Source organism: Nocardia salmonicida, from assembly GCF_036142455.1.
Lineage (GTDB): Bacteria > Actinomycetota > Actinomycetes > Mycobacteriales > Mycobacteriaceae > Nocardia > Nocardia salmonicida.
Map to the genome: position 1 here is coordinate 1,627,329 of NZ_CP108014.1, position 13,709 is coordinate 1,641,037.

Here is a 13,709-nt window from a genome sequence, read left to right on the forward strand (position 1 = left end):
TCCTTATCGTGGTGCGGGCACCGAGGGCTGGGACAATTCGTCGCCGGTCACACCGGGCGGTGGTCCCGCACCGTTGTCGGGTCCGGCGGGCCGTGGCGCGTTCGCCGACCCACGGACCTGCAGCGCGGGATTGTCGGTGACGCAGTAGTTGTAGAGCCGGACCCTGGTATCGGCGGTGGCCTGCGTGGGCAGAATCGGGACAGTGTCGTAGTCGCAGGTCGGTCGCGGCCACGGGTCGACGAGGGTGTAGAAGGCGTTGTCGTGAGCCGGGATGCCGACCGCCTCGGAGAAGCGGCTCAATGTCGGAAACAGCAGCTCGATCGCGGGCTGACGCAATTTCGCCGCCCGGGTGATCGCGACGAAGTTCGTCACCAGGTCCGTGATCGGGTTCTGGGTGCGGGAAATGAAGCCCCCGAGCGTGGCCAGCTGCCCCGGCCCTTCCTGGAGCAGGTGCCGCAATTCGGCATCGGCGGCGGAGAACTGCTGGAACAGGGCACTACCCGCGTTGGTCAGAGTTCCGAGGTCGGGTTGCGCGTTCGCGGTCGTCGAGGCGATGACCTCGAGATTGCGCAGCAGATGCTCGGTCTGCGGAAGCAGATCGTTGAGCCCTGCCATCGCGCGGCTGATCCCGGAGATCATGTTGCGCAAGCCGTCCGGACCGCCCGCGAGCGCTTTGTCGAGTTCGTTGACGATCACATTGAGGCGTTCGGGGTTCAATCCACTGACCAGGCCCGACATGTTCAACAGCACCGACTGCACCTGCACGGGCACCCCGGTGTCCGCCCGGGCGATGACGGAGCCGTCGCGCAGATACGGCCCGGTATCGGTCTCGGGTCGGAAATCCAGGTACTGCTCACCCGCGGCCGACAAACGGGCGACGGCGACCGTGCCGCCGAGCGGAATCCGGGTGCCCTCCTCGATCTCGGCCACGGCCGCGATCCCGTCGCCGGCGACCCGCACGTCATCGACCCGGCCGACCCGAACGCCACGGAACGTCACGTCGCTGCCCTTGGTGAGTCCACCCGAGATGGCCAGTTCGACGGTGACGGCGTAGCGCTTGTTCGTCGGGTCGATCCGCAGGACCGCACCGCCCAGGTACCCGCTGCCCAGCAGTAGGACGACAACCAGGCCGGCATTGGCGACCGCGATGCGACGGCGAACCAGCCATTCCCACAACGGTGAATTCATCGGGGCCCCTCTTGGGTCGGCTGCTGCGGTGTGCTGTTGAGGCGGCCGGTCACCTTGGCGATCACGTCGGTGATGCTGCCGATGAACGCGGGAATATCGGTGCCGTCGGGCCAGCGGCTGCCGGCCGGATCGGTGATCGCACCGACATCGAGGTAGGACAGGATCGCCCCGACGGCCAGGGTCGGCCCCTGCATGGTGTTCATGACCGAGGGGTAGACGCTGTGCAAGCCCTCGAGCGTGCCGGTGAGGTCATCGCCCATCTGCGCGAATCCGGACATCAGATTCTGGATGCTCTGGAACAGGCTGACGAACTGCGGCCCGTTCGTCGCGCTGAAGTCGCCGAGGGCGTCCATCGTCACCGCCACCTTGTTGATCAGGTCGACGATGGCCTGGTTGTTCTCGGCGAACAGCCCGATCAATTGCGGGAAGTCGTCGGCCGCGGCACCGAGTTCGGCCTTGCGCCTAGCCAATTCGCCGGTCAATACCGACAACCCGGTGAGCGTCGCGTCGAGGTCGCCGGTACGTGCGTTGAGCGCGGCGATGACCGAGGTCATTTCCCCGATCACGTGCTGCAGTTGGGGTGCCTTGCCCGCGAAGATGGAGTTGAGTTCGGAGGTGACCTTGGCCGCCTGATTGAGTCCGCCGCCGTTGATCAGCATCGACACCGACATCATCAACTGCTCGACCGAGGCGGCCGATGCGGTGAGCTCGGCGCCGATGGTCGCGCCCTCGCGCAGCGGTGGTCCAGCGGCCTCGGTGCTGGGCAGGGTCATGGCGACGAAGATGTCACCGAGCGGGGTCGCCTGGCGCAGCTCCACGGTGGTGCCCTGCGGCAGTTGGATGTCGGTGCGGATCAGCATCTCGACATCGGCGAGGAACGACGTCGTCGAAATTGCGGTGACGACACCGATATCGGTGCCGCCGATCTTCACGTGGGCGCGGTTGGGCAGGTTGAGCGCGTCCCGGAAAGTGGCGTGCAAGGTATAGCCGGGCCCGCCGATGCCCGGTTCGGGCATCGGCAGTTCGGCCACGGTCATCGAGCAGCCGCTGCTCGATGCGGCAACGGCAGCGGCGCAGAAGGCCGCGGCCAACGTGGTGCGCAGAGTCATTTCGTCAGTCCCAACAGCGCGGCGGTCAGCCCGAAGTCCGGGCCCATATCGGAGATCTTGCCGGTGCGGCAGCCGTCCAGACGCATCTGGACGCGCTCGCAGAACTGCGAGACCACCTCGCTGTCGAGCACGATCTTGTCGAGCAGACCGTGCAGGCGCAGAGCCTGGTGTTCCCGGCTGATCGCATTGTCGAAGTTCTGGAACATCAGCGGACCGACATCGATGATCTCGGTCAGATTGCGGGCATTGGCCCGCATCTGGGCTGCGATCGCGACGAACTTGGTGAGCGCGCCCGCGAGCTGATCCTGATTCTGCCCGACCACCGAGGAGGTATTGGTGATGAAGTCGTCGAGCTGGGTCAGCACCGCCTGCAGACCGGGGGACTGCTGTCCGAACAGCGCGACCAGCTCGGTGATGCGACCGCTGAAATCGCGGACGGTCTGATCGTTGTCGGCGATGATCTGGGTGATCTCGCCGAGTTCGATGACGGTATTGGCGATCTGATCCTTGTTGGCGAAAGTCAGCTCGAAAGCCGCCGACAGTTCGTCCAGCGTTTCGCGCAACCGGTCACCGTTGCCGTCGAGCAGTGGGAAGAGCACCCGACTTGCCATGGGCCCGCTCTGGCTGTTGCCCTTGAGCGCCTCGCCCAGCTGGTCGAAGTTGGACAGGATCCGGTCCAGTTCGACGGGTGTCCTGGTGCGAGCCAGCGGCAGATGCGCACCGTCGGCGAGCTCGGGCCCTGAGCCGGTATAGGCAGGGGCGAGCTCGACGTGGCGGTTGGTGATCAGCTGCGGCGACACCAGCGCCGCCATCGCTTCGGCGGGAATGCGAACATCGCGGTCGACCGACATCACCACCTCGACGTAACTGCCGCGCGGTGTCACCGAATCGACGACACCGACCGGCACACCGAGCACGGAGACCTCGTTGCCCGCGTACAGTCCGGCCACGTTCTCGAAGTCGGCGCTGATGCGCTTCTGCGCGCCCAGCACCTGGTTACCCAGTCCGGTCACGCTGTCGGGCAGCAAGGAGCAGCCCGCGGCGAGCGTCGCGGCAAAGCAGACCGCTACGAGCTTGCTCGTGCGTTTCGTCCTCATCAGTTGCACCCCTGAATAGCCTGTGCGAAGCACAGCCAGTTGTCCGGAAGAATCCACGGTGCCCAGATCTCGCCGTAGGGGCCGTTGCCGAGCAGATTGTTGAACTGGCGCAACGTGATCGGGGCGTACTCGTAGATCCGGTCCAGGTTCTCCTTGTTCTTGGTCAGGCCGTCGGACATCGTGTTGAGGTTCGCGATCAGCGGTCCGAGTTCACCGTTGTTCTCGATGCCCATGTCCTGCAGCAGCCTCGACATGTCGGCGACGTTGTCGAGCAGCTGGGTGAGCAGGGTCTGGCGCTTCTGCACAGCGGCCCCGATCGCTTCGCCCCTGGTGAGCAACACCAGCACGCTGTTGCGGTTGTCCGAGACCAGTTGGGAAACCTGATCCATGCTCTTGAGCAGGGTGTCGACCTCGTCGCGCCTGCTGTTGATCACCTGGGCGAGCGCGCCGATGCTGTCGAGGGCCTGCACTGCCATGGCGGGCGAATCGCCCAGCTGGGCACTGAACACATCGAGCGCGGTGCGCAGTTTGTTCGGGTCGATCCGTTCGATCCGCTCGAACGAGGAGGTGTACTGCGGATCCTGGATGACCTTGCTCAGGTTGTACGGAACCTCGGTGTTGTCGACCCGGATCCGGTTGTCGGGGAGCTCTTTTCCGTCGCCGGGCCGCAGCACGATGTGCAGCCTGCCGAGGATGGTCGACATCTTGATCGCCGCGTGGGCGTTGGCGCCGAGGCGGATGTCCTTGCGGATCCGCAACGCCACCTCCACCCGGTCGTTGACCAGCTTCACCGCCTGGACCTCACCGACCTCGATGCCGGAGACATCGACTGTCGCGCCGGGCCGAAGGCCGGCGGCCTGGGCGAACTCGGCGTGAACGGTCTTGTCGCCGAGTTGGACCTGGTTGATCAGACTCGAACCGCCGAGCAATACCAGGACCGCGAGGGCCGCGATCAGGCCGAGTCGCAGGTGCCGGTTGTCCCGCAGAAATGCTGGAACGCGTGGTTTGATCATCGGCACACTTCCGATTGTGAGGTGCCGCCGACCTGCGAGAACAAGCCCTCGGGCAGGAGAACGCCCCACAGCGAGACGTCGAGGCGGCAGATGTAGGCATTGCCGTAGGTGCCGTATTGGGTGAACCTGGCTACGCCGTTGAGGAAGTCCGGGAATTCGACCGCAGCGCGATCGAGGGCGGCGCCGTTGTAGAGCAACATCATCACGCCGGTAGTGGCGTTGCGTTGCGCGTCGGCCAATCCGGGCTTGACCTGCTCGATGAGCGAGACAAGGCCGTTCGTCGCTCCTGCCACCCGTTCGACCGAACTCTTCAGCGATTCGCCCTCGGTGTAGAGCCCGTCCATCAAACTGCGAGTCTGCGTGATCAGCGTTTCCAGCTCGTCGCTGCGGTTGGCCAGACCGGCCATCACCGAGCTGAGATTGCTCAGCACATCGCCGATGATCTGGTCGCGTTCACCGAAGGTGCTGGCCAACTGGGCAGCCTGGGTGATCAGCGCCGCCAGCGACACCTCGTTGCCCTGCAGTGCCTGGATGAGCGTTTCCGACAGCGAATTGATCTGGTCGGGTTGCAGCACACTGAACAGTGGTTCGAATCCGGACAGCAGCGCCGAGACGTCGAACGACGGCTCGGTCCGGTCGAGCGGGATCTGCGAGCCGGCGGGGACGACGGCGCCCTCGCCGGTGCCCGGCGCCAGCGCCAGGTAGCGCTGACCGATCAGATTCTGGTATCGCACAAGGGCTTTGGTGGTATCGGTCAGGTGCTGGCGCGCCTCGATCTGGAAGTCGACCTTGGCGATGTAGTTGTCGGTGAAATCGATCTTGTCGATCCGGCCGACTCGCACACCCGCCATACGGACGTCGTCGCCGATGCGCAATCCGAGAACATCGGTGAAGACCGCCGAATAGCTCGTGGTGTTGCCGGGGACGCTGCGTTGCAGGGTCGACCAGATCGTGTAGGTGAGCAGCGTCGCCAAGACGGCGAAGAAGCTGAACCCGAGCAGCGCTTTGCTGGATTTCACTGTTGGACACCACCTTCGGCGTCGGGGACGATGGCAATGTTGCCCAGGATCGACCCGAGCAGGAGCAGCTGACTGAACGTCGGTTTACCGCCGACCAGTGCCGACACCGCGGCGATGCCGCCCAGCCGAGACTGCGCCGCCGGGGTGGCGGCGGGCGCGGGATCGCGAGATGCGGCGGGTGCGGTGATCCCCGGGATAGCGGGCAGTCCCGGAATGGCAGGCAGACCCGGAATCGTCGGCAGGCCGGGAACAGTCGGCACGGTGATGCTCGGCAGTGTGGATAGCCCGGGAATCGGCAGTGCCGGTGCCGGGCCGGCGGACTCGAGTCGCTTCGGCAGCATCTGTGCCGGATACTCTTGCGGCGGTGCGACTTCTGGCACGGTAGGGCCACCGCATCGGGGTCCGGCCATGTCGCCGTAGTGCGGGCAGTCCTTGGCGGTGTACTGCTGGAACGGTGTGAACGTCACATCCATGCGCCAGGTCATCTGCTTGCTGGGGCCGAAGTTGAATGTTTGCTGCAGCCTGCGCAACGAGTTGTTGAGGTTGGCCGCCGTCAACTGCAGCGCGCTGGGATCCTTGGCGATGCCACCGAGTAGCTGGTCCAGGCCGGAGACCAATTCTTTGCCCGAATCGGGATTCGCGGCGAACAGGGCGTTGACCGATTCGATGGTGGAGTTGCCCTGGGTGAGCAGCTCCACCATTTGGGTGCGGTGTTCGTTGAGCGTGCGCGCAGTCGTCACCGAATCGGCCAGTACGCCGACCAGTTCCGGTGCCGACTGGCTCAGCGCTGTCGCCGCCTGACCGAAATTGCCGAGCAGGTGACCGATTTCGGGGATCTGGTGGATGGTGGTGAGCCAGGTGTCGAGGCGCTCCACCGTCGAACCCGGTACGCGACTACCCGGATCGAGCGCTGCGGACAGGGTGGCCAGCACCCGGCCGAGCTTTTCGGGCTGGATGGTGTCGAGCACATCGCGCAGGGTGTTGAGCGTGGTCTGCAGCTGGATCGTGGCCTGGCTGGTGTCCTCGCGGATAGTCGCACCCTCGCGCAACCCCTCGGCGGTCCCCTCGTTGTCCACGAGCTGGAGCGAGGAGACACCGAAGATGTTGTCGGGGATGACGCGCACGGTGACCGTGTTCGGAATCGTCTGCGCCAGACCCGGCTTCAGTTCCAAGGTGGCGTGCTGGCGTTCGCCCTTGGCGACCATCTCCACCGAGCCGACCGAGCCGACCAGCATGCCGCGGTACTTCACGTCGGCGCGCTGAGGTAGCCCGTCACCGGTACTGGTGAGGTCGGCACCGACCACCACCGTGTCCTCGAACTCGCCGTTGTAGCGCAGTGCGAGCAGATACAGAGCGACCGCGAACGCGGTGATCACCGCCAGTCCCGCGAGCGTGAGCTGCAGGGGTTTGGGGCCGCGGCCGCTGAGATCGAGAATCATTCGATCGACCTATCCCGAGATCCGGAATCCGGGGTCGATGCCCCAGATCGCAAGCGTGAGAAACAGATTGGTGAAGACCATGACGACGATGACCATCTTGATGGCCTGGCCCGCCGCGACGCCGACGCCTTCGGGGCCGCCGGAGGCGACGAAGCCGTAGTAGCACTGGATGAACGCCGCGATGAGAACGAACACCACCACTTTGAAGATCGAGAAGAACACGTCCCCGCCGATCAGGAACTGGAAGAAGTAGTGGTCATATGTGCCCGCGGTTGTCCCGCCCAGGAACAGCACCGACAGCTTGGTCGCTATGTAGGCGACCGCGAGGCCGAGTGTGTACAGGGGGATGATGGTGATCGTGGCCGCGATCATTCGGGTGGTCACCAGGTAGGGCAGCGGCCGGATCGCGATGGATTCCAGCGCGTCGATCTCTTCGGAGATCCGCATCGAGCCGAGCTGCGCGGTGAATCGGCAACCGGACTGGATGGCGAAGGCGAGCGTGCCCAGGATCGGCGCGATCTCACGGGTGGTGGCGAAGCCGGAGATGGCCCCGGTCAGCGGTCCCATAGTGAGCAGGTTCAACGCGGTATAGGACTCGACTCCCACGGTGATGCCGCCGAACGCGCACAGCGCGATGACCACGCCCACTGTGCCGCCGCCGACGATGAGCGAGCCGTTACCCCAGCCGACATCGGCGACCAAACGGGCGACTTCCTTGCGGTAGTGGCGCAGCGTGAACGGAATGGCGATCAGCGCTTGGAAGAACACGATGGCCTGGTGACCGAGGCGCTGATTGGCGTGAACGGGGATCTTGGCGGTCGCTTTGATCGCGCGCACCGGACGCAGTGCCGGTGGGATGTACTCGGCGGCCATCTCACACGACCTTCGCGGGGAAGAAGATGTTGTACAGCTGGGTGACGATGATGTTGGTGGCGAACAGCATCAGGATCGAGGTGACCACCGCCGAGTTCACCGAATTCGCGACACCGCCCGGACCGCCTTTGGTGTGTAGGCCGATGTCGCAAGCGATGATCGCGGTGAGCAGGCCGAAGATCGCCGCCTTGAACAGCGCGGCCACGAGGTCGTTCGCGACCGCGAACGAGGCGAACGAGCTGATGAACGATCCCGGTGTGCCCTGTTGGGCATAGACGTTGAACATGTAGGCGGTGGCGAAGCCGACGAACACGATGAACCCACACAACAGCATGCTCACCAGTACGGCGGCGACCAGTCGCGGGACGACCAGTCGGCGCACCGGGTCCACGCCCATCACCTTCATCGCGTCGATCTCCTCCCTGATCGTGCGGGAGCCCAGATCGGCGCAGATGGCCGAGCCGACCGCGCCAGCGATCATCAGTGAAGTGACCAGTGGTGCGCCCTGGCGGATGATGCCGAGGCCGGCGACCGCGCCGATGAAGGTGGTGGCGCCGACCTGATTGACCAGCGCGCCGACCTGGATCGAGACCACCACCGCGACCGGAATCGCGACGAACACGGTCGGCAACGCCGAGACGTTGGCCATGAACGCGCACTGCTTGATGAACTCCTGGAACGGAAATCGCCGTTGCACGAGCGACAGGAACAGCTGCGCGATCGTTGCCCTGCCGAGCAGGACCTGCCTGCCGAGGGTCTCGAGCGACTGCTGGGGATGCCGTCGCCAGAGCCCGGTGGCGCTGTCGATGAGCCGTCCGATCTCGGACGGTTCGGTGGCCGGTTGCGGCGTCACGCTGCACCGATCCTTTCTTGCTGCGGGGGATTGTGTTCCCGGCTGCTCAGAGCGAGCTCAGCCAGTGTTCGAGGAGGACGACGAGTGCGCCGACGGCCGCCAGACACAGGGCGATGACGCAGAGCAGCGCGATCCACATGCCGAATCGGAGAACAGGATTTACCTGTGTCCGCCCGCCCAGGATCTTGACGATGATCACGACGATGTCGATGACCCAGACCAGCGCCATCATCAGGTCATCGTCACATTCGCGAAGATGAGGACCGGCCAACAGATGATCGATCCGATGAACGAGACGATCAGATCGACCCCGTGAAGGTCACTCAGATGACTGGTGTGGGTGAATGTCCAGATGACTCCCACCAGTCCGTAGGGGATGCCGATGATGATGAGGGTGCCGAGGAATTCGGACACCTTCATCTCATAGCTGAGAAACCTGTCCAGCCGTCGCAACATGGTGGTACCGGTGTCCTTCCTCGGGACCTTGGACGACATCCGGCCTGCTGGCCGCCGTCGTTGGCGGTGCGATGTTGTTGTCGAGCGTTCTTCAGGGGTGGACCCGAAGAGTGGTCGCCTTCCCGCGAGTCGTTCCAGAAGCACGACGCTTCTGTGGCACGGGAGGCCGACCATCGAAGATCAAGTTACTACTCATTCTCATCGCTGTGATGAGAATTACCGGTAACATATCTCATAGATTCGGGATTGCCTATAGGGCGTCGAATCGTAGGCCGTCGCAGGTCGCGCCCGCGGCGTCCCGACTCGCGGGTCGTCCGACGTGACCGATGGCGAGTGGAGGGGTCACCGCATCGGCACCGGACGCCACTGAGGGGTGTGTGCCGGTGCCGATGCGGTCCGCGCATCATGCCCCCAACCCGTGATGCTGCGGAATCGACGGTAACATAATGTGTCAATAGGGGGCTAATGGCTGGTATTGGCCATGATTCGGCGGCAAGTGATAAGAATGAATATTAACTTACTTGAGGGATGTCGTCGTATGGTCGGCGACTGTGCAGGAGGTTCATGATGTCAGCTGTCATCGTCGATGTGGTTCGTACACCGTCGGGTCGGGGTAAGTCCGGCGGCGGACTGTCGTCGGTACATCCGGCCACGCTGCTGGCCGGTGTGTTGGCGGAGTTGGTCGCGCGCACCGGGATCGACCCTGCCCTCGTCGACGACGTGATCGCCGGCTGCGTCACCCAGAGTGGTGAACAGGCCAACAACATCGCCAGGACCGCGGTGCTGGCGGCGGGATTCCCGGAGTCGGTGCCCGGCACCACGGTTGACCGACAGTGTGGTTCGAGCCAGCAGGCCGTGCATTTCGCCGCCCAGGGTGTGCTCGCCGGCGCGTACGACGTAGCGATAGCCTGCGGCGTCGAGTCGATGAGCCGCACCCCGATGTTCTCCAACACTCAGGGCAAAGACTCCCTGCGCGGCCCGCTCGCCGCTCGCTACCCGGCCGGCCTGATCGGACAGGGGATCGCGGCCGAGATCATCGCTGCCCGCTGGAAGCTGGACCGCGCGGTCCTCGACGAGTTCGCGGCGCGCTCGCATCGGCTGGCTGCCGCCACCGCGGCATCGGGCGGCTTCGACGCCGAGCTCGTTGCCGCCGGAGAGCTCGTGGCCGACGAGACGATTCGGACCGGCACCACTGTCGAAGGTTTGGCGAACCTGCGCCCCGCCTTCACGGATTCCGCTCTCCTCGACCGGTTTCCGGAGATCGACTGGTCGGTGACCGCGGGCAATTCCTCGCCGCTCACCGACGGCGCGTCGGCGGCGCTCATCATGAGCGAGGCGATGGCGGCGAAACTGGGGTTGACCCCCCGCGCCCGCTTCCACTCCTTCGCCGTTGTCGGCGACGATCCCACACTGATGCTCACCGCCGTCGTCCCCGCGACCCGCAAGGCGCTCGAACGGGTCTCGCTCACCGTCGACGACATCGATACCTTCGAGGTGAACGAGGCGTTCGCCCCGGTCCCGCTCGTCTGGCAGCACGAGCTCGGCGCCGATCCGGCCAGGGTCAATCCGCGTGGCGGCGCCATCGCGCTCGGCCACCCACTCGGTGCTTCCGGGACCCGTTTGCTCGCGACGATGGTCAACCATCTCGAACAGACCGGTGGTCGCTACGGGCTCCAGACCATGTGCGAGGCGGGCGGCCTGGCCAACGCCACCATCATCGAACGTCTCTGAGGCTGCGCCGAGAGACGAGTGCCCGCCGGACGCGACGAGCGATCGGCGGGCTGGTTCGTGAAGAGCTGGGACACAGGACTCGCGGCAGTGGGGACAACAGGGCCTGGACACCCCACGCCGCGAGTCGTGTGCTCCGGGAGTGAACTCCCGGTCGTGTCCACCCGGCGCCGCGGTGCATGCCCGCTTCGCAGCTAGGGTGAATGGCCATCAACTTAATGATCGCGCGCGACGCTGTCAATCACTTGTGAACACTCTTCAGGTTCCTGGATCACGTTTCTTAAGTTGCGGAATAGCCAGTAACATAAAGGGCATGTCGGTGTACCCTTGGCACCGAACCGCGTTCGCGAGGTGCGTCGGGCTGCTGTGCGTCGCCTCGGCTGCTCGGTCGCGCGGCACATCTGGGAAAGGATGACGATGAGCACGGCAATCAGGCCTGGCGAACCCAATTACGTAGACCCACACAGTGATTCCTACGTCGACGAAGGCGCGGCCCCGGTGTGGCGTGGGTCAGCCACCCCGGCGGCGGAATTCACGGCGCCGGAACATGCGCTGACTCTCGATCGGGTTCGCCTCCATATTCCCGACACCCACCGGTCCCCGCGCAAACGGCCCGCTCAGTTGGCCGATGCTTTGGACTTCTGGATGTTCGCGGGTGCGGCGGCGAACGTGGCGATGCAATTCGCGCACCAGGGCGTCGCGGCGGGTGTGATGGAAAGTCAGGTCGAATCGGGTGCGCTCATGGTGCATCCGTGGAAGCGGCTGCGGACCACCTCCGCCTATCTCGCGGTGGCCGTGCTCGGCACCGACGAGGACAAGCTGGCCATGCGGCAGGCAGTCAATGTCGCGCACCGCCAAGTTAGGTCGCGGCCGGATTCGAAGGTGAAATACAACGCCTTCGACCGGAACTTGCAGATGTATGTGGCCGCGGCGATCTACATCGGTTTCGAGGACACCCACCAACTGCTGTGCGGCAAGATGACCGCTGACGAACTCGAGGCGTTCTACCAGGGCTCGGACACCTTCGGCACCACGCTCCAGGTACACCCCGATATGTGGCCTAAGACGCGCGCCGAGTTCGACGACTACTGGCTGGAGGCGTGCACGGGGGTGGTGTGCGACGACGAATTCCGCGCCTACATCGACGATCTGCTGCACCTGCGGATGGTCCACTGGTCCATCCGGGTGATGTTCGGCAGCCTTCTGCGGTTCCTGACGGCGGGCTTTCTGCCGCCGCATTTCCGCGAGCAGATGGCCGTCGAATGGAGCACCTCGGATCAGCGCCGATTCGAGCACCTTTTCCAGTTCGTCGGCTTCGTCAACCGCTTCATCCCGAAGTTCATCAGGTTCGCCGGCACCAACGCGATGATGCGCGACGTGCGCAACCGCATCAGGAAGCAGCGGGGCCTCGTCTGATCGAACGGGGCCGATGACCGCGGCGGGTGAGGCGTTCGCCTCGCCGCCGCGTTCGAGCCGTTATGACGTAGTCGGCGCGGGGGTGTCGATCGCCCGCAGTTGCTCGGGGTCGACGGCTCGCAGAACCGCCAGTGACGCTGTGATCGCCAGATCGCAGGCCGTGCTGATGTCGGCTCCCGCGAGGATGACGGCGCGGTAGGCAACGTCCAAGCTGATGCCGAGGAGCATCGTGGCGAGGGTGTCCGCGCCGCCGTCGATGGGAGTTCCACGCTCGGCGTAGTTGGCTCGCAATCGTTCGGCGATACGCGGTTCGAGAGCGGCGGACAACCGACGCCCGGGGTGGCTGTCGTCGTATCGGTTGTCGAGCAGGACGCGGAATCCTTCGGGGTGGCGGCGGGCGTAATCGAAGAGCGACTCGATCGAATAGCGAGCCCGCTGCCCGTAGCCCATCGATTCGCCGTTGTCATAGATCTCGAACATCCAGGTGGTCAACGCGGCGAGCTCTCGTTCGATAACAGCGTCGACGAGTGCGTCGCGGGAGCCGAAGTGGGCATAGAGGGTCACCCTGGAGGTATCGGCGCGCTGAGCGATGGTGTCCATCGTGGCTCGATCGACACCCACCTCGGCGATCACCGCGCACGCCGCATCCAGGAGTACGGAGTCGGTCGGTCGATTGCGGGTGCTGCGGCGCGTTGGCGCCTTCGCGCCGCGATCAGGGTGCCCGGTTCCGGCCAACCTTCCTCCTCGATGCTGTCCCACGTTCCGTTCGTGGCGGTGTCAACCTTCGGTGTTACCGAAGTAGGCCGCCTCGACCATATCTCGGCGACCACGGAGCTCGGCCGCGGAGCCGGACAACACGGCCCGGCCGTGATGGAGCACGACCGCCGTATCGGCGATCGACAACGCCAGTTCGATGTGTTGTTCGACCAGTACTACGGCCATGTGCTGGTCGTCGGCGATCTGACGCAGCCGGGGGAGCAGGCCCTCCACGGCGATCGGCGACAGCCCGAGGCTGAGTTCGTCGACGAGCAAAATCTTCGGTGCGCACAGCAGTGCTTTCGCCAACGCGAGCATCTGTTGCTCGCCGCCGGAGAGAGTGCCACATCGGCGCGACCGCATCGATCGCAGCGCGGGGAAGTAGTCGAAGACGTCATCGACGGAGGGGCCGTGCTTGCGGCGGGCCAGGCGCAGGTTGTCGTCGACCGACAAGCGGTGGAAGACGCCCCGGCTGTCGGGGACCAGGATGACGCCGCGGCGCGCGTTGGCTTCCACCCGGCGGTCCAGCCGTTCGCCGAGCGCGGTGATGATGCCGGACAGTGCAGGCAGCGCCCCGACCGACGCGAGCAGAGTGGTGGTCTTGCCTGCCCCGTTCGGACCCAGGAGTGCGAGGATCTCACCCGCTCGCACCTGGGCGTTCAGATCGCGTACGGCGGGCACGCCACCGTATCCGACAGTGAGCCCTTCGATGTTCAGGGCGGGCTTCACCTCGATCAGCGGTGTTTCCGGCATCGCGGATGT

The 13,709-nt window shown here is 65.0% G+C and carries 14 protein-coding genes; 2 read left to right on the forward strand and 12 right to left on the reverse strand.

Features of this window, described 5'->3' with window-relative positions:
- Positions 1 to 3: 3 nt before the first annotated feature.
- Genes OHS03_RS07765 through OHS03_RS07810 form a run of 10 tightly spaced genes read right to left on the reverse strand, consistent with a single transcriptional unit; the run spans position 4 to position 9,047 of the window.
- Positions 4 to 1,188: an MCE family protein gene (locus OHS03_RS07765; protein ID WP_056817271.1), complete on the reverse strand. Its 1,185-nt coding sequence runs from the start codon at positions 1,186 to 1,188 to the stop codon at positions 4 to 6.
- Positions 1,185 to 2,297: an MCE family protein gene (locus OHS03_RS07770; protein ID WP_328661922.1), complete on the reverse strand. Its 1,113-nt coding sequence runs from the start codon at positions 2,295 to 2,297 to the stop codon at positions 1,185 to 1,187. Before OHS03_RS07770 ends, OHS03_RS07765 begins: the two co-directional genes overlap by 4 nt.
- Positions 2,294 to 3,394 (reverse strand): MCE family protein, encoded by a 1,101-nt coding sequence (locus tag OHS03_RS07775; protein ID WP_328661924.1) that lies wholly within the window; start codon positions 3,392 to 3,394, stop codon positions 2,294 to 2,296. Before OHS03_RS07775 ends, OHS03_RS07770 begins: the two co-directional genes overlap by 4 nt.
- On the reverse strand, positions 3,394 to 4,407 hold the full coding sequence (locus OHS03_RS07780) for an MlaD family protein (protein ID WP_328661926.1): 1,014 nt from the start codon (positions 4,405 to 4,407) through the stop codon (positions 3,394 to 3,396). The genes OHS03_RS07775 and OHS03_RS07780 overlap by 1 nt, the downstream gene beginning before the upstream one ends.
- Complete coding sequence (locus OHS03_RS07785) at positions 4,404 to 5,426, reverse strand: MCE family protein (RefSeq protein ID WP_328661929.1); 1,023 nt, start codon at positions 5,424 to 5,426, stop codon at positions 4,404 to 4,406. The genes OHS03_RS07780 and OHS03_RS07785 overlap by 4 nt, the downstream gene beginning before the upstream one ends.
- A complete protein-coding gene (locus tag OHS03_RS07790) occupies positions 5,423 to 6,865 on the reverse strand; it encodes an MCE family protein (protein WP_328661931.1) in 1,443 nt (480 codons plus the stop codon). The genes OHS03_RS07785 and OHS03_RS07790 overlap by 4 nt, the downstream gene beginning before the upstream one ends.
- Before the next feature lie 9 nt (positions 6,866 to 6,874).
- Positions 6,875 to 7,738: an ABC transporter permease gene (locus OHS03_RS07795; RefSeq protein ID WP_056817257.1), complete on the reverse strand. Its 864-nt coding sequence runs from the start codon at positions 7,736 to 7,738 to the stop codon at positions 6,875 to 6,877.
- A gap of 1 nt (position 7,739) precedes the next feature.
- On the reverse strand, positions 7,740 to 8,591 hold the full coding sequence (locus tag OHS03_RS07800; protein WP_056817255.1) for an MlaE family ABC transporter permease: 852 nt from the start codon (positions 8,589 to 8,591) through the stop codon (positions 7,740 to 7,742).
- Between the two features lie 46 nt (positions 8,592 to 8,637).
- Complete coding sequence (locus OHS03_RS07805) at positions 8,638 to 8,823, reverse strand: hypothetical protein (protein ID WP_056817253.1); 186 nt, start codon at positions 8,821 to 8,823, stop codon at positions 8,638 to 8,640.
- Entirely contained in the window at positions 8,823 to 9,047 is a 225-nt protein-coding gene (locus OHS03_RS07810; RefSeq protein WP_056817250.1) for a hypothetical protein, read from the reverse strand. Before OHS03_RS07810 ends, OHS03_RS07805 begins: the two co-directional genes overlap by 1 nt.
- Positions 9,048 to 9,611: 564 nt before the next feature.
- Between OHS03_RS07810 and OHS03_RS07815 the strand changes: the two genes are divergently transcribed.
- Together OHS03_RS07815 and OHS03_RS07820 are read left to right on the forward strand one after the other, a co-directional pair.
- On the forward strand, positions 9,612 to 10,778 hold the full coding sequence (locus OHS03_RS07815; protein WP_328661933.1) for a thiolase family protein: 1,167 nt from the start codon (positions 9,612 to 9,614) through the stop codon (positions 10,776 to 10,778).
- A 414-nt stretch (positions 10,779 to 11,192) separates the two neighbouring features.
- Positions 11,193 to 12,191 carry an oxygenase MpaB family protein gene (locus OHS03_RS07820; RefSeq protein WP_328661935.1) on the forward strand — a complete coding sequence of 333 codons (999 nt, stop codon included), beginning with the start codon at positions 11,193 to 11,195 and terminating at the stop codon, positions 12,189 to 12,191.
- 60 nt (positions 12,192 to 12,251) lie between these two features.
- On the opposite strand, the gene OHS03_RS07825 is transcribed toward OHS03_RS07820, so the two are convergent.
- Both OHS03_RS07825 and OHS03_RS07830 read right to left on the reverse strand, forming a co-directional pair.
- Positions 12,252 to 12,926: a TetR/AcrR family transcriptional regulator gene (locus OHS03_RS07825; protein ID WP_328661936.1), complete on the reverse strand. Its 675-nt coding sequence runs from the start codon at positions 12,924 to 12,926 to the stop codon at positions 12,252 to 12,254.
- 42 nt (positions 12,927 to 12,968) lie between these two features.
- A complete protein-coding gene (locus OHS03_RS07830; RefSeq protein ID WP_407942505.1) occupies positions 12,969 to 13,700 on the reverse strand; it encodes an ABC transporter ATP-binding protein in 732 nt (243 codons plus the stop codon).
- Positions 13,701 to 13,709 lie beyond the last annotated feature (9 nt).

What these genes read in the sequence shown, in the direction of transcription:
- OHS03_RS07765 (WP_056817271.1), bottom strand. Translation starts at nt 1,188, where the DNA reads ATGAATTCACCGTTGTGGGAATGGCTGGTTCGCCGTCGCATCGCGGTC.
- OHS03_RS07770 (WP_328661922.1), bottom strand. Translation starts at nt 2,297, where the DNA reads ATGACTCTGCGCACCACGTTGGCCGCGGCCTTCTGCGCCGCTGCCGTT.
- OHS03_RS07775 (WP_328661924.1), bottom strand. Translation starts at nt 3,394, where the DNA reads ATGAGGACGAAACGCACGAGCAAGCTCGTAGCGGTCTGCTTTGCCGCG.
- OHS03_RS07780 (WP_328661926.1), bottom strand. Translation starts at nt 4,407, where the DNA reads ATGATCAAACCACGCGTTCCAGCATTTCTGCGGGACAACCGGCACCTG.
- OHS03_RS07790 (WP_328661931.1), bottom strand. Translation starts at nt 6,865, where the DNA reads ATGATTCTCGATCTCAGCGGCCGCGGCCCCAAACCCCTGCAGCTCACG.
- OHS03_RS07795 (WP_056817257.1), bottom strand. Translation starts at nt 7,738, where the DNA reads ATGGCCGCCGAGTACATCCCACCGGCACTGCGTCCGGTGCGCGCGATC.
- OHS03_RS07805 (WP_056817253.1), bottom strand. Translation starts at nt 8,823, where the DNA reads ATGATGGCGCTGGTCTGGGTCATCGACATCGTCGTGATCATCGTCAAG.
- OHS03_RS07810 (WP_056817250.1), bottom strand. Translation starts at nt 9,047, where the DNA reads ATGTTGCGACGGCTGGACAGGTTTCTCAGCTATGAGATGAAGGTGTCC.
- OHS03_RS07815 (WP_328661933.1), top strand. Translation starts at nt 9,612, where the DNA reads ATGATGTCAGCTGTCATCGTCGATGTGGTTCGTACACCGTCGGGTCGG.
- OHS03_RS07820 (WP_328661935.1), top strand. Translation starts at nt 11,193, where the DNA reads ATGAGCACGGCAATCAGGCCTGGCGAACCCAATTACGTAGACCCACAC.
- OHS03_RS07830 (WP_407942505.1), bottom strand. Translation starts at nt 13,700, where the DNA reads ATGCCGGAAACACCGCTGATCGAGGTGAAGCCCGCCCTGAACATCGAA.